Here is a 20,180-nt window from a genome sequence, read left to right as displayed (position 1 = left end):
AGAACCCCGAACCTGCCCGTAGGGGACTACCCCGAGGCTCTCGCCCCGGACGGCCCCACCGCTGCGCCGGACTACGCCGGAACGATGTTGACCAGCTTCGGCGCCCGCACGATGACCTTGCGGATGCCGACACCGTCCAGCGCGGCGACGACCTTCTCGTCGGCCAGCGCGACCTTCTCCAGCTCGGCGTCGGAGATCGTCGGGGAGACCTCCAGGCGCGCCTTGACCTTGCCCTTGATCTGCACGACGCAGGTCACGCTCTCGTCCACGACGTACGCCGGGTCGGCGACCGGGAAGTCCTGGTGGACGACCGTGTCGGTGCGGCCCAGCTTGCGCCACAGCTCCTCGGCGACGTGCGGGGCCAGCGGCGCGATCAGCAGCACCAGCGATTCGGCGACGGAGCGCGGCACCGGGCCGCCCGCCTTGGTCAGCTGGTTGTTCAGCTCGGTGATCTTGGCGATGGCCGTGTTGAAGCGCAGCCCCTGCAGGTCCTGACGGACACCGTCGATCGCCTTGTGCAGCGCACGCAGCGTCTCCTCGTCGGGCTCCGTGTCGACGACGGTGACCTCGCCGGTCGCCTCGTCGACGACGTTGCGCCACAGCCGCTGCAGCAGCCGGTACTGGCCCACCACCGCGCGCGTGTCCCACGGCCGGGACACGTCCAGCGGGCCCATGGCCATCTCGTACAGGCGCAGCGTGTCGGCGCCGTACTCGTCGCAGATCTCGTCCGGAGTGACCGCGTTCTTCAGGGACTTGCCCATCTTGCCCAGCAGCCGGGAGACCTTCTCGCCCTGGTAGTAGTACTCGCCGCCCAGTTCCTCGACCTCGGCGGCCGGCACCGGGAAGCCCCGGCTGTCCCGGTAGACGTAGGCCTGGATCATGCCTTGGTTGAACAGCTTGTGGAACGGCTCGGCGGACGAGACGTGCCCCAGGTCGAACAGCACCTTGGACCAGAAGCGCGCGTACAGCAGGTGCAGTACGGCGTGTTCGGCGCCGCCGACATACAGGTCGACGCCGCCGTGCGGCATCCCCGCGCGCGGGCCCATCCAGTACTGCTCGATGGCCGGGTCAACCAGCTTCTGGTCGTTGTGCGGGTCCAGGTAGCGCAGTTCGTACCAGCAGGAACCGGCCCAGTTCGGCATGGTGTTGGTCTCGCGGCGGTACTTCTGGGGGCCGCGGCCGTCACCCAGGTCCAGGGTGACGGCGACCCAGTCCTCGTTGCGGGACAGGGGCGTCTCCGGGGACGTGTTCGCGTCGTCCGGGTCGAAGGTGCGCGGCGAGTAGTCCTCGACCTCCGGCAGCTCCAGGGGCAGCATCGACTCGGGCAGCGAGTGCGCGATGCCGTCCTCGTCGTAGACGATCGGGAAGGGCTCGCCCCAGTAGCGCTGGCGGCTGAACAGCCAGTCGCGCAGGCGGAAGTTGACGGTGCCCTCGCCGATGCCCTTGCGGGCCAGCCACTCCGTGATGCGGGCCTTTGCCTCGGCGACGGGCAGGCCGTCCAGGGAGATGTCGTCGTTCGAGGAGTTGATGATCTTCGCGTCGTACGACCCGAAGGCGTCCTCCCACGTGGACGTGTCCGTCCCGCGCCCGTCGGTCGGCTCGACGATGCAGGTGATCGGCAGCTCGAAGGCGCGCGCGAAGTCGAAGTCGCGCTGGTCGCCCGCCGGGACGGCCATGATCGCGCCGGTGCCGTAGCCCATCAGCACATAGTCGGCGATGAAGACGGGCAGCCGCTCGCCGTTGACCGGGTTGATCGCGAACGCGCCGGTGAAGACACCGGTCTTGTCCTTGGCCTCGGCCTGCCGCTCCACGTCGGACTTGGCGCCGGCCTGTGCGCGGTACGCGGCGACGGCCTCCGCCGGGGTGGCGTGAGAGCCGGTCCACACGTCGTGCGTGCCCTCGGGCCAGGCGCTCGGCGTGAACTTGTCGACCAGGGGGTGCTCGGGTGCCAGCACCATGTAGGTCGCGCCGAACAGGGTGTCCTGACGCGTGGTGAAGACCGAGATGTGCTCCCCGTCGACGGGGAAGTCGATGCGGGCACCCTCGGAGCGGCCGATCCAGTTGCGCTGCTGCAGCTTGATTGCCTCGGGCCAGTCCAGCGCGTCCAGGTCCGCCAGCAGCCGGTCGGCGTAGGCGGTGATGCGCATGTTCCACTGGCGCAGCTTGGCCTTGAAGACGGGGAAGTTGCCGCGCTCGGAGCGGCCGTCGGCGGTGACCTCCTCGTTGGCCAGGACGGTGCCCAGGCCGGGGCACCAGTTGACGGGCGCGTCGGAGGCGTACGCCAGGCGGAACTCGCCCAGGACGTCGGCACGTTCGGTGGCACTCAGCTCGGGCCACGCGCGCGTGTGCCCCGGTACGGCACGCTCACCGGTCTCGAACTGGGCGATCAGCTCGGCGATCGGGCGGGCCTTGTCGGCCTCGTCGTCGTACCAGGAGTTGAAAATCTGCAGGAAGATCCACTGGGTCCACTTGTAGTACTCGGGGTCGATCGTGGCGAACGACCGGCGCTTGTCGTGGCCCAGGCCCAGCGCGCGCAGCTGGGACTTCATGTTGGTGATGGCGGCCAGGGTGGTGACCCTGGGGTGCTCGCCCGTCTGGACGGCGTGCTGCTCGGCCGGCAGGCCGAAGGCGTCGAAGCCCAGGGTGTGCAGGACGTTGTGGCCGGTCATCCGCTGGAACCGGGCGAACACATCGGTGGCGATGTAGCCCAGGGGGTGGCCGACGTGCAGGCCCGTACCGGAGGGGTACGGGAACATGTCCATGATGAACTTCTTGGGGCGGGCGGCCAGTTCGGGGTCGCCGGCCAGGTCGCCGGTCGGGTTCGGCGCCTCGTAGGTGCCCTGGGCTTCCCAGAAGTCCTGCCAGCGTGCCTCGATGTCCGCGGCCATGGCGGCCGTGTAGCGGTGCGGGGCGACCACCTCGGCGGCGGCAGCGGGGTTCGTCTCGCTCATGATCCTCAAAGCTCCATCGATCGTCTCTGCCAGCGGCTGCGACATTCAAGGTGTGACATTCACCAAATGAAAAATCCCCTCGCACAGGAGGGGACGCCGCGCTGATTCCGACCTCACCGTTCACCGGTGGTCGGGACTGATCAGCGCGGCTCGCTAAGCAGAAGGCGTACGGCACGCATGGCGTCAGAGTACCGCAGCCCTTGAGCACAACGCGACGCGCTTCCGTATCACCCTTGGCACCCTGACCGCACCGCCACGGACCGAGCCCACTTCAAGGACTACCTTCGCGTACCACCCACTACGGGACATCACAGCAAGCGCATTGTCGTTTGATAACAACGCAATAACTCAAACCTCGTACCCACCGGTATGGAGCCACTTAGAGTTCGGCAGCGGGACCGCTTTCCCGATACTGCTCGGAGTTGCCCCCATGAACCCTCGTCGTAGTACCAGTTCGCTCCCCAAGCCGGGCCGTTCGGCCTATGGCGTGGTGAGCCTCGTCGTCCTGATCTTCATACCCGTGTTCGTGCTGCTCGGAGGCAGCCAGGTACAGAGCTTCCTCAACTTCGGTGCGGGAGTTCTCTCGCTCGTCTCGCTCACCTGCTCGGTGATCTGGGGGCTCGTCGCCCAGGACCGGGTCGTTCTCAACATCCGCCAGCGGATCGTGGCCCAGGGCATCCACCGGGTGACCGCCGTCGGCTCGATCGCGTTCCTCGTGATCCACATCACGGTGAAGCTGGCGCTCGACCACACCGTCCTGATCGCCGCGCTGATCCCCTTCAGCCTCGGCGTGAAGGGCAGCGCCGGGCTCATCGGCCTCGGCTCCCTGGCCGGCCTGCTCATGATCTTCGTGGGCATCACCGGCGCCCTGCGCAACCAGTTCGCGTCCCCCGCGCCGGTCGCCGCCCGCTGGCGCGCGATGCACATGCTGGCCTACCCGGCCTGGTGCGCGGCGCTGGTCCACGGCCTGTTCGCGGGCCGCGCGGCGAAGCCGTTCTTCATGATCTCGTACGAGCTGTGCCTGGTCGGGGTCGCCGGGGCCCTCGCCCTGCGCTCGGCACCCCGCCCCTTCAAGCGGAAGTTCGCCGACAAGGTCGCCATGCTTCTGGGCAATGAGGAGCGGCCGGGTCTCGACGAACTCGACGCGAGCCGTGGCCGTGTGGCCGAGTCCGCGCTGCCGGGCTACGAGAGCCGGCGCCCGGCCGAGGGCCGACGGGCCGCGCAGCAGCCCTCGTTCACCGAGACCGGGTCGATGCCGCGCGTGGACCCCGCCGGCGCGTACGAGACGAGGTCCATGACCCCGGAGGCCGACACGAACACTTTCGCGGCCGCCTACCGCACCGCCTCGCCGGAGTCCACCGGTCAGATGCCGTACGTCACCGACCAGACCTCGCGCATGAACGTGCCGATGGACATGCAGAACACGCAGGCGGTCCCGCGCGCGGACAGCGGCGGCAGCACCTCGGGCAGCTGGCCGATCCCGTCACCGCCGCCGGTCGGCGAGGCGCCCCCGTCGGCCTACGACCCGCTCCAGGACACCGGGTACAACATCCCGACGTACAACAACAATGCGGGCACGGGCGGGTACGGCGACGGATACGTGTACGACACCGGTGAGTCGAACGGTGCCTCCGGTACGTATAACCCCAATGACACGTACAACAGCGGTCCCGCCACTGATCAAACGCCCAACGCTTCGTACGACTTCGACGCGCAGGGCGGCTCGGGCGAACCTTGGAACACGCCTTCCGGAGGCTATAGGTGAACGAGGCCCTGCCCGACGTCCCAGAAGTCCGCGTCGTCGGGCTTCCTCAGCTCACGTCTGGCTTCGACCTTGTCGAGAGACTCGACCTGCCCATGCACCTCAAGGTGCACGGGCCGCTGGAACCGATGGGCGGGGAGCAGCTCGCGAAGCTCTCCGAGGCCATCAACCTGAAGGGCCGCGGCGGCGCGGGCTTCCCCTTCCACAAGAAGCTGCGCTCGGTCGCCGAAGCGGCGATCAAACGCGGTGTACGACCGGTCGTCGTCGTCAACGGCAGTGAGGACGAGCCGGCCTGTCGCAAGGACACGGTGCTCATCAACCGTGCCCCGCATCTCATCCTGGACGGCGCCCTCCTGGTCGCCGAGGCCCTGGGTGCCCGCACGCTCGTGGTGGGGGTCACCCGTGAGTCGACGCAGCGCTCCATGGAGGCCGCGCTCTCCGAACGCGGCCTGAGCAACACCCGCCGCTCGGCACTGAAGGCGTTCGTCCAGCGCAACCCGGTCCGCATGGTCACCGGCGCCGCCGCGTCACTGATCCGCTCGATCGACGGCGGCCCGGCGATCCCGCCCGGCCGCAAGGTCAGCGCCTCCCAGAACGGCGTCGGCGGCGCCCCGACCCTGCTGTCGAACGCCGAGACGTTCGCCCAACTCGCCATCGCCGCCCGCATCGGCCCCGAGCGCTACGGCAACACCGGCCTCTACGACGAGCCCGGCACCGTCATGCTCACGGTATCCGGGGCGGTCGCCCGCCCCATGGTGATCGAGGTCCCCACGGGCGTACCGCTGCGCTACGTCCTGCAGTTGGCCGGCGCCCCGCCGGTCCCCCAGGGTGTGCTGACGGGCGGCTACCACGGCAAGTGGATCGACGCGGCGACGGTCAACGAGGCGATCGTCTCCCGCAACTCCCTGGACGCGGTGGGCGGTGCGCTCGGCGCGGGCGCCATCATGCCGATCACCCAGGAGACCTGCCCGCTGGGCGAGTCACTGCGCGTGGCCCAGTGGCTGGCCGACGAGAGCGCGGGACAGTGCGGTCCCTGCTACCTCGGCCTGCCCGCCGCCGCGCGCGGCATGGAGGACATCCTCAACGGCGGCGGCCCGGCCGCCCTGGAGGCGCTCAAGCAGGTCGCCAAGGCCGTGAAACGGCGCGGCGCGTGCTCGCACCCGGACGGCTCCGCGATGTTCCTGGAGTCGACCATCAAGGCGTTCACGGACGACCTCGCCGCCCACGTCCTCGGAAACGGCTGCGGAAGGCCCGTGGAGGGCGTTCTGCCGCTCTTCGAGGGCGGACAGGTCCCGGCGGGCATCACGAGCGGTGCGGAGGCCGAGGACAACGGTCCCAGCCGTCAGAAGATCTACGTCGACTGGACGCTGTGCCGGGGCCACGGTCTGTGCGCGGACATCCTCCCCGAGGTCTTCGAACTCGGCGCCGACGGCTTCCCCACCGTCGCGCAGGCCCAAGTGCCGCGCTACGCGGAGGCGAAGGCGCTCCGCGCGGTGCGCCGTTGCCCGGCGCTCGCCCTGCGCCTGGAGGAGGAGACCGCGCGGGACAAGGGTCCGTCCCGCAACCTGCCCGTCCTGTCCCAGGGCCGCGGCCGGCGGGCCCTGGGCCGCTGAGCACACGAACAACGGGCCGCCCTCTCAAGAAGAGGGCGGCCCGTTGTTCCATGAACGGCACCAACTCCCCCTGAACACACCGAAGGCGGGCCATCCGATGGGATGACCCGCCTTCGACTTCTGTGGAGCTAAGGAGAATTGAACTCCTGACCTCCTGCATGCCATGCAGGCGCTCTACCAACTGAGCTATAGCCCCGTGCAGTGTGCTACCGGGTCTCCCCGGCGGCGACGCCAACATTACCGGTGGACCCGGTGGACCACCAAATCGTTTCCGTCGCCGTGATCGTGACCGTGATCGCCGGGACCTCCTCGCGGGTCCCGGCCGGGGTCAAGCGGTGACGAACGAATAGAACCGTTTCAAAGTGCAGTGCTCTTCCAGGAGTCGACCGTAGATCGGCTCACCCTCAAGTTCGCGGTACGTCTCGATCGGGTCGCCTTTTATGATCAGCGCCCGCGCGCACTCCTCGCACCAGTACTGGTAGTCGGGATTCACCGGTTCCATGTCACGGACGATCGGCGTCCCACTGCCGCACCAGTCGCACTTTCGCCTGTGTGCACCCATCGATCAGCTCCAGCTGTGGCCGCAGGCCGTGCACACGTAGGAAACTCCGCCGTTGTCACCAAGGACTTGGGCCACGTGGGCGGAACCGCAGGAAGGGCAGCTCAGGCGGGTGATCGTATCCCGTATCAACGCCGCATCGAAGAGGTGGTCGACCTCCTCGATGATGCTCGCAGGCATCGCTACTCCCTCCCGTCGGGCCGCGCCCCCTTCCGGCCGTTTGATTCTGCCACGGCCGGACCAATACGGTCAGCGACGCCTTAGTACCAGTCCGGACACGGCACCCACCGCGGCCGTCCCCGCCAGCGCGAACATGCACGCCAAAAGCGCCTCCGCAGAGGTATACGCCCCCGGGGCCCCAAGTGACTCAAGCCGGTTCAAGAACAGTGTGCCGAAAACCGCGACCCCGAGCAGCTGACCCAGCCGCGTGACCGTGGCCGGCAGACCGCTGGCGTCCGCCGCGTCCTCGGGCCGCACGGTGGCCGGCGCCCGAGTCAGCGTCGGACTGAGGGCGAGCGCGAGCCCGCCCCCACGCCGACGTACGCCACGTACAGTACGGCCCCGCGGTGGCCGCCGCCTTCGAACGCCAGGCCGACTCCCGCAACGGACGGCATCGTGATCACGAATCCGAGCGGGGTCAGCGCACGCTGCCAGGCCGTAGGCCACCTGCGCCAGGTGAGACCGACCGCTCCGAAGACGACCAGGCCCGGGTGACGCAGCACACGCGGTGCGATCAGCGGGGCTCCTCCGCGCCGGGCCAGCCGGGACTCCGTCAGCAACGAGACGGCCGAGGCGAGCAGCACCAGCCCCGGCAGGTCGGCCGAGCCGGACCCCTGGGCCAGGCGGAACACGATCAGCTCGGTGGAGCCCTGTGCCAGGCCGCAGGCGAGCGTGGCCGAGCCGTGCGCCGGTGATCAGCAGCTGCAAGTCGGCGCCGGACGCGTGGAGTTCACGATGAACACGTCGAGCAGGGCCATGAACGGGGCCGCGAGCAGGACGGCGAGCACCGGCCCACGGCGATTGTCAGTGCCAGGGTCTTTACTGGTGGCAGGACTTGGAACGGGTGCGGAATCCGGTCCTGTCAAGGGCATGCCGCCGGGTTTCCGCTGACGTACGCCGGGCCGGGACCTGTTCGCGGACGGGCCAGCCCGCCTGGGAGGCCTTCGCACACGGCGGCGCTGACAGCGACGAAAAGATCCCGCCCCTGAAAGGGACGGGATCGCATCGATTCGATCGTGGACGACTCTCGATCCTTGACAACTCAAGAGTGTCGATCTGTGGAGCTAAGGAGAATTGAACTCCTGACCTCCTGCATGCCATGCAGGCGCTCTACCAACTGAGCTATAGCCCCTTGTGTTCTTCCCGCTCGGCGGGCGAACAAGAAGAACTTTAGCCTGCGACCTGCCGGAAAGTGAAATCCGGGGTCGGGGCCCTGGAGGGCCGCTCAGTCGTCGTCTCCGAGCACCGGTTCCGGGAGCGTGCCGGCGTTGTGTTCCAGCAGGCGCCAGCCGCGGGCGCCCTCACCCAGCACGGACCAGCAGCAGTTGGAGAGGCCGCCGAGACTCTCCCAGTGCTGGGACTCCAGGCCGAGGAGACGCCCGATGGTCGTGCGGATCGTGCCGCCGTGGCTGACCACCACGAGGGTGCCGTCCTCGGGCAGCTTCTCGGCGTGCCGCAGCACGACGGGGGCGGCCCGGTCGGCGACCTCGGTCTCCAGTTCGCCGCCGCCGCGGCGCACCGGCTCACCGCGCTTCCACGCGGCGTACTCCTCGCCGTGGCGGGCGATGATCTCCTCGTGCGTCAGCCCCTGCCAGACGCCCGCGTAGGTCTCCCGCAGGCCCTCGTCGTGTGTGATGTCGAGGTCGGTGAGGGCGGCCAGCTCGGCGGCCGTGTTCGCCGCCCGCTTCAGGTCGGAGGCGACGATCGCGTCCGGCTTGAGGGAGGCCAGCAGCCGGGCCGCACGGCGGGCCTGGCCGATGCCCGTCTCGGTGAGCTCGACGTCCGTGGTGCCCTGGAAGCGGCGCTCCACGTTCCACGCGGTCTGGCCGTGCCGCCACAGGATGACGCGGCGGCCCCGGCCCGCCTTGCGGCCGTCGGCCCCGGCGGTCACCGCACCTCCCCGAACTCGGAGGCGTCCTCCTCGGCCCGCAGCTTGGCGTGCTCGGCAGCCTTGCCGCGGGTGGCCTTGGCCTCGGCGGGGAGGTCCAGCTCGGGGCAGTCCTTCCACAGCCGCTCCAGGGCGTAGAAGACGCGCTCCTCGCTGTGCTGGACGTGGACGACGATGTCGACGTAGTCGAGCAGGATCCAGCGGGCGTCACGGTCGCCCTCGCGGCGCACCGGCTTGGCGCCGAGCTCCTTGTTGAGTCGCTCCTCGATCTCGTCGACGATCGACTTGACCTGACGGTCGTTGGGAGCGGAGGCCAGCAGGAAGGCGTCCGTGATCGACAGCACATCGCTGACGTCGTAGGCGATGATGTCGTGCGCGAGCTTGTCGGCGGCCGCCTGGGCGGCGGCGGAGATGAGCTCGATGGAGCGGTCAGTGGCGGTCACTACGCGGCTTTCGGTCGGCGGTCAACAGACCTCAAGGGTCTCACGGACCGCGGACGGCACCCCACGTGAATAACGGATCACGCCCCGGAGGCCGGGCAGGACACCGGCTCCGGCCTCCGGGGCGTGCTCTCCGTCACCACCACTGTGTCTCCGTCACGAGGACGACGACGGCTTGTAGTCCTCGCCCAGGACCACCGCGACATCCGTGTTCGCGGAGACTGTGCCCTTGGTCACGGTGCTGGTGGGCAGGCCCAGGGTCTTGGCGACCTCGGTGGCGTTCTCCTTGTCGGCCGCGTCGGAGTACGTGATCTTGGACGTGGCCGAGGTCGTGGACGGTGTGCCGGCCTCCAGGAAGGTGAAGCCGCCGTTGAGGAGCACGACGCGGGCCTTCTCGGTGTCGTCCTTGACGCCGGTGGCGTTCTGGACGGAGACCCGGACCGCCGAGCCCTCGTCCGGGCTCTTCGCGGCGCCGCCGAGGACGTCCTTCACCACGCTGGCGGAGGCCTGCGCGGTCATGGTGCCGTCGTTCTGGACGGGCAGCAGGGCCGTCTTGTAGTCGCCGCCCTTGGCGAGGTCGGCGAGCTTGGCGAGGAAGGTGCCGAGGTCCTTGTCGGTGAGCGACGGGTCGAGGATCTGGGCCAGCGTCTGCACGGTGGTGGTCGCCGCCGTCGGGTCGGAGGTCAGCTGGCGCAGGACGCCCTGCATGACCTGGCCGAACCGCTCCAACTGGGCGTTCTGGGCCTCGCCCGAGGCGCGGTAGGTGGCGTAGGCGACGGCCATCTTGCCGCTGAGGGTCTGGTCCTTGCCCTTGTGGACGAGGGGCGCGGCACCCTTCTTCGTCGTGGACGGGTCGGGGACGGCGGCATTGGTGTCGATGTTGATGTTGCCGACGAGGTCGACCAGGTTCTGGAGGTAGGGGGTGTCCAGGCGCCAGGTGCCCTCGATGTTGGTGCCGAGGACCGTGTCGAGTTCGTCGCGCGTCCCGGAGGAGCCGTCGTCGTCGACCGACTTGGCCAGCGTCGTCGTGTTGCCGTCGTCGTCCGTGAGGGCGAGGGAGTTGGGCACCAGCACCGTGGTGCCCTGCTTGGTGGTGGTGTTGTCGACGAGCAGCGCCGTGGAGGTGCCACCGCCCGAGGTGTTGTGCAGGTGGACGACGATCACGTCGCGGTTCTGGGCGCCCGCGGCCGTCGTGGTGCCGGACTTCGAGGCGGACGAGGAGACTCCGGGGAGCTTCCCTGCGTACCAGAGGTAGCCGACGCCGCCGGCCGCGACCAGCGCCAGGACCACGACGAGGGCGACCATGCGGCCGCGGGCACGGCGCTTGGCCTCCTCGCGGCGCTCGGTGCGGTTCTCGGTGAAGTTCAGCCAGTCGATGACGTCTTCGGAGTCGTCGGTCGGCTCCTCCACGAAGGCGAACTGCCCTGTCTGGTAGTCCCGTTCGCGTGCGTCCGGGGCTTCCGTGTCCTCGGCGGGACCGGCCTGTTGCGGGATGTAGGCGGTCTGCTCGGCGACCCGGGGCTGCTGTCCGCTGGTCGCGGTCTGCCCGTAGGGGTCGTAGGCCGTCGTCGTCCCGGTGGCGTACGGGTCGTAGCCGGCCTGGGGGGCCTGCCGGTTGTCGTAGGCCTGCTGGGCGCCCGTGTCGTAGTCGGGCGGCTGCTGCTGGGTGCCGGTTGCGTACGGGTCGTAGCCGTGGCCCTGCTGTTGCTGCTGCCCGTACGGGTCGTACGGCTGCTGCTGCGGGGGCTGTTGGGTCCCCTGGGCCGGGACCTGCCGGTAGACAGGCTGGTTGTACTCGTCGTAGCCGACGAGTTCGTACTGGTCGCCGCCGTACCCGGCGTCGTATCGGTCGTTCACCGGTGCCCCTCTCGGCTCACTCGCCGCGGTACAGCTCGCGCTTGTCGATATAGCGCACGACTCCGTCGGGCACCAGGTACCAGACGGGATCACCCTTCGCGACTCTCGCACGGCAGTCTGTGGAGGAGATGGCCAGCGCGGGAACCTCGACCAGCGAGACGCCGCCCTCCGGGAGACCCGGGTCGGTCAGCGTGTGGCCGGGGCGGGTGACCCCGATGAAGTGCGCGAGGGAGAACAGCTCCTCCGCGTCCCGCCAGGTCAGGATCGCGCCGAGGGCGTCGGCGCCGGTGATGAAGAAGAGGTCCGCGTCGGGGTTGAGCGCGCGCAGGTCGCGCAGGGTGTCCGTGGTGTAGGTGGGGCCACCGCGGTCGATGTCGATACGGCTCACCGAGAACTGGGGGTTCTCGGCGGTCGCGATGACCGTCATCAGGTAGCGGTCCTCGGCCAGGGCGACCTTGCGGTCGGTCTTCTGCCACGGCTGGCCGGTCGGGACGAAGATCACCTCGTCCAGGTGGAACTGCGCGGCGACCTCACTGGCCGCCACGAGGTGCCCGTGGTGGATCGGGTCGAACGTTCCGCCCATGACGCCGAGACGGCGCTTGCCGGGGTTCGACGGGCCGTTGTTGCGCGGGCCGTTCACCATTCGGTTCTCCGTGCCGCGCGTCGTGTCGTTCGCCGGACCGGTAGGCATGTCCTGCTCTCCCATGCGTGCAGACCCTACCGGCCCGGTGTGAAGGCCCCGGGACCCGTCCGGTGGACAGAAGGGACAGACCCTAGCGGTCGCGGTTGAAGCGGGTGGTGATCCACAGCAGGAGCAGCAGGACGATGAACGCGCCGCCACCGGTGATGATCGGCTGGAGGCTCTCGTGGTTGCCCCCGCCCTCCCCCTCGGCGGCAAGAGTGACCAACTGGGCAGCAGTGCCGTGGAAGCTCATCTTCAGCAGAACCTATCCGGTGTGGGCGGGATAAAGATGTCGGCCCATGGTAATCGGGCACCCCGACGACGATCACGCCGACTCCGCCATTGGGACTCGGCGGGGAACTCGACAGGCGTCTCAGTCGTCCTTCTGTTTGTACCCGCGCAGCAGGAACCACGCGGTCAGGATGCAGCCGAGGAACATCACGATCAGTACGACCTTGAGCAGGTCCCCCGATCCTTGCCGGGGGGCGGCGTTCGCGGCCTCTGCGAGCCAGGCGGCTGCGGAATGGGGCTCCATGTGTTGACTCCTTCGCTGTACTGCCCGTCCACGGTATCTCCGCCTAGGCTGGGCTCTGCTTCGGGGGCACTCAGGGCACACACACGCACATGGGGGACCACATGTCCGAAGACGGCCACGAGCAGAACGGGCACGAGAACGTACCGAGCAGGCAGCGCAGGCGCTTCCCGGGGATCTCCTCGCGTGCGTACGAGCACCCGGCCGACCGCTCCGCCCTGGTGGCGCTGCGCAAGCTGACCGGGTTCGACACGGTGTTCAAGGCGCTCAGCGGGCTGCTGCCGGAGCGCAGTCTGCGGCTGCTGTTCCTGTCCGACTCGGTGCGCGTGTCGGACCAGCAGTTCTCGCACCTCAACGACATGCTGCGGGACGCCTGTTACATCCTGGACCTGGAGAAGGTCCCGCCGATGTACGTCACCCAGGACCCGCAGCCCAACGCGATGTGCATCGGTCTGGACGAGCCGATCATCGTCGTCACCACCGGCCTCGTCGAGCTGCTCGACGAGGAGGAGATGCGGGCGGTCGTCGGCCACGAGGTGGGCCACGCGCTGTCCGGCCACTCCGTGTACCGCACGATCCTGCTGTTCCTGACCAGCCTGGCGCTGAAGGTCGCCTGGATCCCGCTGGGCAACCTCGCGATCCTGGCGATCGTGACGGCGCTGCGCGAGTGGTTCCGCAAGTCGGAGCTGTCCGCCGACCGCGCGGGTCTCCTCGTCGGCCAGGACCTGCGGGCCTCGATGCGCGGCCTGATGAAGATCGCGGGCGGCAACCACCTGCACGAGATGAACGTGGACGCGTTCCTCAAGCAGGCCGAGGAGTTCGAGTCGGGCGGCGACCTGCGCGACTCGGTGCTGAAGATCCTCAATGTGCTGCCCCGCTCCCACCCGTTCACCACTGTGCGGGCGGCCGAGCTGAAGAAGTGGGCCGAGTCCCGCGACTACCAGCGGATCATGGACGGGCACTACCCGCGGCGCAGCGAGGACAAGGACACCTCGGTCACGGACTCGTTCCGCGAGTCGGCGGCGAGCTACGCCAGCAACGTCAAGAGCTCCAAGGACCCGCTGATGAAGCTGGTCAGCGACATCGCCGGCGGGGCGGGCGACCTGGGCGGCCGGGTACGGCGCGGCTTCGGCGGCTTCGCGGGCACGACACCGCAGGACCAGCCGTCGTCCGGCACGTCCACCTCGACCGACACGGCCGACCCGTCCGACCGGCCGCCCACGGACGACACACCGCCGCGCGACGAGGACTGAGCCCAAGTCGTCCACTCTCAGGCCCCGTTGGCGTACGAACGCCTCACACCTTCGGTTGGGCGCCGGTCGCCAGGGAGCCGCACAGGGCCGTGGCGCTGCCCGTGGCGTACGGGTCCGTGCCGGCCGGGCCGCCCGCCTTGGCGGTCTGGCCGGCGAGCAGGGGGCGCAGGTGGGTCACGGAGTCCTCGGCGCAGGACAGGGGGCCTGCCTGGACGTAGGAGACGATGACCTGGGCCTGGTGCATGCGCAGGTCGTCGCGGTCGAAGCGGAACTGCAGCTCGCGGCGGACGGTGAACAGGGATGCCTGGGCCCTGTCGCCGGAGCCGGTCGGCCGTAGCGCGTAGACGAAGGTTCCGTCGGCGGTGACCTCAAGGGTGGACGAGTCGACCTCGGTGGCCTGCAGGGTGCCCTGGACGCGGATCTTGCGGTCGGCCAGCTCGGCGCGTGAGGGGTCGAAGCGAACCAGCCATCCGGTGGGCTCGTGTCGGCCGTCGGCGGTCGGGTGCTCGAAACTCTGGTCGAACTGGTCGAGTTGGTCCGGGTCGACGAGGACGCGCGCGGGGCGGATCTGGCCACCGGTGAGCACCGCCGGGTAGAGCGAGGACTCCACGATGTAGTCCTTGGCGGTGCTCAGGGCGGCCACCACCTGGCTGTCCGAGAAGTGCGCGGTGCGCCGCGCGGCCGGCAGCGGGATGCCCTCGCCGCCGACGCTGAACTGCGCGGCGGGGCTGTGCGCGTAGAGATCCTCGGCGTCGGCCGCTCCCGGCACCTTGCCCTGGGGGGACAGCGGGATGACGGTCATCCGCAGCGGCTCGGCGGGCTGCTGGGCCGTGGGGGTCGTGTAGGGGTGCCGTACGCCCATGTAGATCGCGGTGCCGAAGGCGACGGCGATCAGCATGACCAGGATCAGCGCCTGGCGGGAGAGACCGCGGCGCAGGGCCGGGCGGCGGCGGACAGCGGGGGCGTGGTCGGCCATGCGCTCCTGCGCGGAGAACTCCTGGAGGCGGGCAGCGCGGACGAACGACTCGTCGAATACGACGGATCGGTACTCGTCCTCACCACCACCGGGAGCGCCCTCGGGCGTCCCCTCAGGTGGGTCTCCTGGACCGCCCATACTTTCAGAGTAGGTCTCCGGAGCCTCAGGTAAACGCCCTGGTACACGACAAGTTCTGACAGGTTCTCACCGGGCCGCTCACAGCTCCCTCAGGGCGTGCGCGGTACGGCGGACAGCGGTGGCTGGGAGTTGTCGGCGGAAGCGGAGGGTGCCGCCGCCGTGCCCTGCTCCACTCCGGTGGAGGCCGGGGGCGGGACACGGTCCCTGCCGCCCGAGGACGCGCCGCGGTAGACCGCCGAGAAAGCCAGCGCGACCATGCCGATGCCCATCACGAGGGCGAGCAGCCAGGCGACGGGACGGTGCCAGCGGACCGGTTTGCCGTAGGTCCCCGGGGCGCCGTAACGGCCCTCGACGACATCGGTGTCGTCCAGGTCGTCGAGTTCCGGATCATGGCCGAATTCGCGCCCGTAGGCGTCCTCGAACAGGTCGTCGTCGCCCCGGCCGCGTCTGCCGTGCTGCGCGCGGCGGGCCTCGGCCTCGGAGGCCTCGGCTCTCGCCTGCGCGGCGGCAAGGAGGCGCTCGACGGCGGTCGGCTCATGTACCACGGCCGCCCGTATGAAGGCCTCGTCGAAGACCACGGAAGCGAACTCTTCGTCCGACATTCCGCGGTCGTGGTCGTCGTCGGGCTCCCAGCCGTCAGGAAACGGCCTGCCCCCCACGTCCTCCGGCACCTCTCCAGAGTAGACCTGGGGGGTCAATTTGGGCAGACGGTAGGGAAATTCATCCGCTGGGTGAGACATCTCTTCACAGATGAGGCCTTATGCCCCTCGCATATGCCGAGAGACTGCGGCTCAGCGGCGGATGTGCCCGTCCCCCGTGACGATGTACTTGGTGCTCGTCAGCTCCGGCAGGCCCATCGGGCCCCGCGCGTGCAGCTTCTGGGTGGAGATGCCGATCTCCGCGCCGAAGCCGAACTGGCTGCCGTCCGTGAAGCGCGTGGAGGCGTTCACGGCGACGGTGGTGGAGTCGACCAGCTGGGTGAAGCGGCGGGCGGCCTGCTGGGAGGACGTGACGATCGCCTCGGTGTGGCCGGAACTCCACAGCCGGATGTGCTGGACGGCCTTGTCGAGGGAGTCGACGACGGCGGCGGCGATGTCGTAGGAGAGGTACTCGGTGTCCCAGTCCTCCGGGGTGGCCTCGACGACCGTGGCCTCGGAGTCCTTGGCGTAGGCGAGCACGCGCTCGTCGGCGTGCACGGTGACGCCGGCCGCGGCGAGGGCGTCCAGGGCGCGCGGCAGGAACTCGGGGGCGATGTCCTGGTGGACGAGGAGGGTCTCGGCGGCGTTGCACACGCTGGGCCGCTGGGCCTTGGAGTTGATCAGGATGTCGATCGCCATGTCGAGGTCGGCGTCGGCGTCGACGTAGACGTGGCAGTTGCCGACGCCGGTCTCGATCACGGGGACGGTCGACTCGCTGACGACGGTCTGGATGAGGGAGGCGCCGCCGCGCGGGATCAGCACGTCCACGAGTCCCCGGGCGCGCATCAGCTCGCGCACGCTCTCGCGGCTCTCGCCGGGCACCAACTGCACGGCGTCGGCGGGCAGTCCGGCGCCGCCGACGGCGTCGCGGATGACGCGCACGAGGGCGGTGTTCGACTCGTAGGCGGAGGCGGAGCCGCGCAGCAGGACGGCGTTGCCGGACTTGAGGCACAGGGCGGCGGCGTCCACGGTCACGTTCGGGCGGGCCTCGTAGATGATGCCGACGACGCCGAGGGGGACGCGGACCTGGCGCAGGTCGATGCCGTTCGGGAGGGTCGAGCCGCGGACGACCTCGCCGACCGGGTCGGGCAGCGCGACGACGTCCCGTACGTCCGAGGCGATGGCCCGCACGCGCTCGGGGGTCAGCGTCAGCCGGTCGATGACCGTCTCGCTGGTGCCGGCCGCGCGGGCCTTGGCGATGTCCTTGGCGTTGGCCTCGACGATTTCGCTCGTACGGACCTCCAGCGCGTCCGCGATGGCGAGCAGCGCGTCGTCCTTCTCCGCGCGCGGCAGCGGCGCGAGGTCGGCGGCGGCGGACTTTGCGCGGTACGCGGCCTGCGTGACCGGGGACAGGGAGTCGTACGGCGAGAGCGTGGTCATGAGGGAAGGGTAGTGCGCCCTGCGGGGGCGTCCAGCGGCTGTCCCAAACCGCGAGACAAGCGCGGAAGGCCCCGAAGACGGCTCAAAAGGGATGTACGCCGACCGGGGTCGCGGGCAGCGGGCCGTAGCCCTCGGAGATGCGCTGGTGGTAGGTCTCGCGGTCGATGACCTCCAGGCCGACGATCTCCCACGGCGGCAGCTTGGCGGTCTGGCGGTGCTCGCCCCACAGGCGGAGGGCCACGGCGGCGGCGTCGTGCAGGTCGCGGGCCTCTTCCCAGTAGCGGATCTCCGCGTGGTCGTTGGCGTAGCGGCTGGTCAGCAGAAAGGGGTGGTCGTGGGCGAGCTGTTCCAGACCGCGCCGCACCTCCTTCAGCGGGGCCTCGCCGCCGGAGACGCTGAGGGTGACATGCCACAGCCGGGGGAGGTCCTTGGGTTCCTCGCCCTCGTACCGGGCGCCGGCCGCGACGCTCGTCAGCGTGCGCTCCTCGCCGGGCGCGCGAGAGGTGGCACCACCGCGGGACGCCGCCGCCCCAGGGCGCACTCGTCTCACGACGGCCTCCTTACGCAAAGGTCGAGCTGCAGTGCTCGCGCGGAATTTGTCCCTGAGACAAAGTTGAGCAGGCCGAAGGCGTCCGCGTGGCGCTTTTACGGAAGGTCCACCGCGGGGAGGCGGACGTTTCGGTTGTTTTACGGGTGCAGGATCACCAGGTCGTCCCTGTGTACGACTTCCCTCTCGTACGACGGTCCCAGCTCACGCGCCAGTTCCCTGGTGGAGCGGCCGATCAGCTGGGGGATCTCCTTGGCGTCGAAGTTCACGAGACCCCGGGCGACCGCATGCCCCGCGCTGTCGCGGAGTTCGACGGGATCACCCGCGCTGAACTCGCCCTCGACGGCGGCGATTCCGGCCGGCAACAGCGACATCCTGCGCTGCACGACCGCGCGCACGGCACCGTCGTCGAGCGTCAACGAGCCCTGGGGGGTGGACGCGTGCTGGAGCCAGAGCAGCCGGTCCGCGGAGCGCTTTCCGGTGGCGTGGAAGTACGTGCCCGTGTCGCCGCCGGTCAGCGCGTCGGTCGCGTGGACCGCGCTGGTCAGCACGACGGGGATGCCGGCGGCGGCGGCGATACGGGCCGCCTCGACCTTGGTGACCATGCCGCCGGTGCCGACGCCGGCCTTGCCCGCGCTGCCGATCTCGACGTGCGCGAGGTCGGCGGGCCCGCGGACTTCCGCTATCCGCGAGGTGCCCGGCCGGCTGGGGTCGCCGTCGTAGACGCCGTCGATGTCGGAGAGCAGGACGAGCAGGTCGGCGTGGACGAGGTGGGCGACGAGGGCGGCGAGCCGGTCGTTGTCGCCGAAGCGGATCTCGTCCGTGGCGACGGTGTCGTTCTCGTTGACGATCGGGAGGGCGCCCATGGCGAGGAGTTTGTCGAGGGTGCGGGAGGCGTTGCGGTGGTGGGAGCGGCGGCTCATGTCGTCGGAGGTGAGCAGGACCTGTCCGACGCGGATGCCGTACCGGGCGAAGGAGGCGGTGTAGCGGGCGACGAGGAGGCCCTGGCCGACGCTGGCGGCGGCCTGCTGGCGGGCCAGGTCCTTGGGGCGGCGGCGCAGTCCGAGCGGGGCGAGGCCTGCGGCGATGGCACCGGAGGAGACGAGGACGACCTCTTTCTCTCCCCCGCTGCGGCTCTTGGCGAGGACGTCGACGAGTGCGTCGACGCGGTCGGCGTCCAGGCCGCCGGCCGCGGTGGTCAGGGAGGAGGAACCCACCTTGACGACGATCCTGCGGGCCTCGGTCACGGCCTGCCTTGCGGCTGCCACGTGCGGAATCCCCTCGGGTAGTTCGGGTGACCCGCGGCAATTTACGCGAACCGGGCTGGGGTGTGCACGTTGGTCCAGTTCGCGGACAGATGGGTTGAGTTTCGGGTGCGGGTGCGTCGTGGCTGGTCGCGCAGTTCCCCGCGCCCCTAAAAGACCCGGGCCGGCCTGCGTTTTTCAGGGGCGCGGGGAACTGCGCGACCAGCCCCCACCGGCCCGCACTATGAACTCAAGCGGCTCTCAACATCCGACGCGCTTTCCTCGTCACCCGGCGCAGGAGTGTGCCCACCGCTCCCTCCCGGTAGCCCTTAACCTCTCGGGCCTCACGGGGTTCGGCCAAGTAGAGGGAGTCGGGCAGGGCAGCCTCCGCGGAGCGGAAATGGGGATACGCCAGGTACACGCGACGGCCACCCCTCTCCAAGACCGCATCGGGGCGCTTCTTCGACTTGATGAACTCGACCATGTCCAACAGGAGTTCGGGACGTTCCTGCGCGACCAAGTGCAGTCGCAGACGTTCGTTGACCTTGAGGCGGAGGGCCACCTCGGGCGTCCAGTGGGCGTCCATCAGCGGCTTCGCCAACTCGAACTTGTGGCGTCGGACCTGCTCACTGTCCGCCACGTACTTCGGGCCGAACTGCGGGAGCAGCGTGACCAGGAACGGGCGGACCATCAGCTTGTCGCGCTCCACCCCCGGCGGGACCATCTCGGCGATGAGGTTCATCAGGGCGCGTGCGGAGTCGAAGCGCAGGGTGTAACTGCCGCTCTTGGTCACGTGTTTGCCGTCGTCGCGGCCCACCAGGTAGTAGCAGGTGTGGTCGGCGATCACGGAGACGCCGTCGGCCCGGAGATACGCCTCCATCGTGAACAGCGCGTCCTCGCCGGTGAACAGCGACTCGTCGAACCGCATGCTGTGCCGCTCCAACAGCGCGCGGCGGAACAGCTTCTGGGCGCTCAGCGTGAACTTGATGTTGGAGTGGAAGACGTCGGTGCGCTCCAGCGTCTCGACCCACGCCGCCTTGGGCGGGACGCGGTTGATGCCCTCGACCTTGCCGAGCACCACGTCCGTGCCGTTGCGGTCGGCCATCGCGACCATGCGCTCCAGCGCTTCGGGGGCGAGCCGGTCGTCGGCGTCGAGGAAGAAGACGTAGCGCCCGCTCGCCTTGCCGAGGCCGACGTTGCGCGGGGAGCTGGGGCCGCCGGAGTTCTCCTGGCGGATCACCGTGACGTGGGTCGCGGCGCGGGCCGCGAACTCCTCCAGGTACTCCCCCGTGCCGTCCGTCGAGCCGTCGTCCACGGCGATGACCTCGATACGGGCCGGGTCCAGGGTCTGTGCCTCGACCGAGCGCAGGCACTCGACTAGGTAGGGCATCGCCTCGTAGGCCCCGATGACCACGGTCACATCAGGCTGCGTCCCGGTCAC

18 protein-coding genes, 2 tRNA genes and 1 pseudogene are annotated in these 20,180 nt (G+C 69.6%); 3 read left to right on the top strand and 18 right to left on the bottom strand.

Translation table 11 applies throughout. The features are described from left to right. Positions 1-71: 71 nt before the first annotated feature. Positions 72-2,951, bottom strand: coding sequence for a leucine--tRNA ligase (gene leuS / locus AB0I69_RS21755; protein ID WP_363097270.1), 2,880 nt, complete (start codon positions 2,949-2,951; stop codon positions 72-74). 430 nt (positions 2,952-3,381) lie between these two features. On the opposite strand from leuS, the gene AB0I69_RS21750 reads away from it, so the two are divergent. After that, positions 3,382-4,716, top strand: a complete 1,335-nt coding sequence (locus AB0I69_RS21750) for a cytochrome b/b6 domain-containing protein (protein ID WP_363097269.1) — start codon at positions 3,382-3,384, stop codon at positions 4,714-4,716. Beyond that, positions 4,713-6,326, top strand: coding sequence for an NADH-ubiquinone oxidoreductase-F iron-sulfur binding region domain-containing protein (locus tag AB0I69_RS21745; RefSeq protein ID WP_363097268.1), 1,614 nt, complete (start codon positions 4,713-4,715; stop codon positions 6,324-6,326). The genes AB0I69_RS21750 and AB0I69_RS21745 overlap by 4 nt, the downstream gene beginning before the upstream one ends. A 123-nt stretch (positions 6,327-6,449) precedes the next feature. Here the strand turns inward: AB0I69_RS21745 and AB0I69_RS21740 are convergent. The 11 genes and pseudogenes from AB0I69_RS21740 to AB0I69_RS21690 form a co-directional block, all read right to left on the bottom strand. Next, positions 6,450-6,522: transfer RNA gene (locus AB0I69_RS21740), tRNA-Ala, on the bottom strand. A 132-nt stretch (positions 6,523-6,654) separates the two neighbouring features. After that, complete coding sequence (locus AB0I69_RS21735) at positions 6,655-6,888, bottom strand: hypothetical protein (RefSeq protein WP_003976229.1); 234 nt, start codon at positions 6,886-6,888, stop codon at positions 6,655-6,657. Between the two features lie 3 nt (positions 6,889-6,891). After that, positions 6,892-7,065: a hypothetical protein gene (locus AB0I69_RS21730; protein WP_019063265.1), complete on the bottom strand. Its 174-nt coding sequence runs from the start codon at positions 7,063-7,065 to the stop codon at positions 6,892-6,894. 69 nt (positions 7,066-7,134) lie between these two features. Then, a pseudogene (locus tag AB0I69_RS21725) lies at positions 7,135-7,892 on the bottom strand (hypothetical protein). 271 nt (positions 7,893-8,163) lie between these two features. Further along, positions 8,164-8,236 (bottom strand) — tRNA-Ala (locus AB0I69_RS21720). A 93-nt stretch (positions 8,237-8,329) separates the two neighbouring features. After that, positions 8,330-8,995: a histidine phosphatase family protein gene (locus AB0I69_RS21715; RefSeq protein WP_033285926.1), complete on the bottom strand. Its 666-nt coding sequence runs from the start codon at positions 8,993-8,995 to the stop codon at positions 8,330-8,332. After that, positions 8,992-9,435, bottom strand: coding sequence for a ribosome silencing factor (gene rsfS, locus AB0I69_RS21710; RefSeq protein WP_043676438.1), 444 nt, complete (start codon positions 9,433-9,435; stop codon positions 8,992-8,994). The genes AB0I69_RS21715 and rsfS overlap by 4 nt, the downstream gene beginning before the upstream one ends. 153 nt (positions 9,436-9,588) lie before the next feature. Further along, positions 9,589-11,289, bottom strand: a complete 1,701-nt coding sequence (locus AB0I69_RS21705; RefSeq protein ID WP_363097267.1) for an LCP family protein — start codon at positions 11,287-11,289, stop codon at positions 9,589-9,591. Positions 11,290-11,305: 16 nt separating this feature from the next. Next, complete coding sequence (nadD, locus tag AB0I69_RS21700; protein ID WP_363097266.1) at positions 11,306-11,995, bottom strand: nicotinate-nucleotide adenylyltransferase; 690 nt, start codon at positions 11,993-11,995, stop codon at positions 11,306-11,308. Positions 11,996-12,062: 67 nt separating this feature from the next. Then, complete coding sequence (locus AB0I69_RS21695; protein WP_266768615.1) at positions 12,063-12,224, bottom strand: hypothetical protein; 162 nt, start codon at positions 12,222-12,224, stop codon at positions 12,063-12,065. A 120-nt stretch (positions 12,225-12,344) separates the two neighbouring features. Then, a complete protein-coding gene (locus AB0I69_RS21690; protein ID WP_019063257.1) occupies positions 12,345-12,506 on the bottom strand; it encodes a hypothetical protein in 162 nt (53 codons plus the stop codon). Between the two features lie 101 nt (positions 12,507-12,607). On the opposite strand from AB0I69_RS21690, the gene AB0I69_RS21685 reads away from it, so the two are divergent. Continuing rightward, positions 12,608-13,756: a M48 family metallopeptidase gene (locus AB0I69_RS21685; RefSeq protein ID WP_363097265.1), complete on the top strand. Its 1,149-nt coding sequence runs from the start codon at positions 12,608-12,610 to the stop codon at positions 13,754-13,756. Between the two features lie 43 nt (positions 13,757-13,799). Here AB0I69_RS21685 and AB0I69_RS21680 read toward each other — a convergent pair whose 3' ends face one another. The 6 genes from AB0I69_RS21680 to AB0I69_RS21655 all read right to left on the bottom strand — a co-directional run bounded on the left by AB0I69_RS21680 (position 13,800) and on the right by AB0I69_RS21655 (position 20,180). Then, positions 13,800-14,870 carry a hypothetical protein gene (locus AB0I69_RS21680; RefSeq protein WP_363097264.1) on the bottom strand — a complete coding sequence of 357 codons (1,071 nt, stop codon included), beginning with the start codon at positions 14,868-14,870 and terminating at the stop codon, positions 13,800-13,802. 89 nt (positions 14,871-14,959) lie between these two features. Then, the gene (locus AB0I69_RS21675) at positions 14,960-15,541 is read right to left on the bottom strand and encodes a hypothetical protein (RefSeq protein WP_363097263.1); all 582 of its coding nucleotides are present in this window, start codon (positions 15,539-15,541) and stop codon (positions 14,960-14,962) included. Between the two features lie 120 nt (positions 15,542-15,661). Then, a complete protein-coding gene (locus tag AB0I69_RS21670; protein ID WP_363097262.1) occupies positions 15,662-16,948 on the bottom strand; it encodes a glutamate-5-semialdehyde dehydrogenase in 1,287 nt (428 codons plus the stop codon). 82 nt (positions 16,949-17,030) lie between these two features. Further along, positions 17,031-17,489, bottom strand: a complete 459-nt coding sequence (locus tag AB0I69_RS21665; protein ID WP_019063252.1) for a hypothetical protein — start codon at positions 17,487-17,489, stop codon at positions 17,031-17,033. 146 nt (positions 17,490-17,635) lie between these two features. Beyond that, the gene (gene proB / locus AB0I69_RS21660; RefSeq protein ID WP_363097506.1) at positions 17,636-18,742 is read right to left on the bottom strand and encodes a glutamate 5-kinase; all 1,107 of its coding nucleotides are present in this window, start codon (positions 18,740-18,742) and stop codon (positions 17,636-17,638) included. Positions 18,743-18,989: 247 nt separating this feature from the next. Beyond that, positions 18,990-20,180 carry a glycosyltransferase family 2 protein gene (locus AB0I69_RS21655; RefSeq protein WP_363097261.1) on the bottom strand — a complete coding sequence of 397 codons (1,191 nt, stop codon included), beginning with the start codon at positions 20,178-20,180 and terminating at the stop codon, positions 18,990-18,992.

Source organism: Streptomyces sp. NPDC050508, from assembly GCF_040655155.1.
GTDB lineage: Bacteria > Actinomycetota > Actinomycetes > Streptomycetales > Streptomycetaceae > Streptomyces.
Note: the sequence above shows the minus strand (reverse complement) of the source record. Positions and strands in the feature narration are given on the sequence as shown.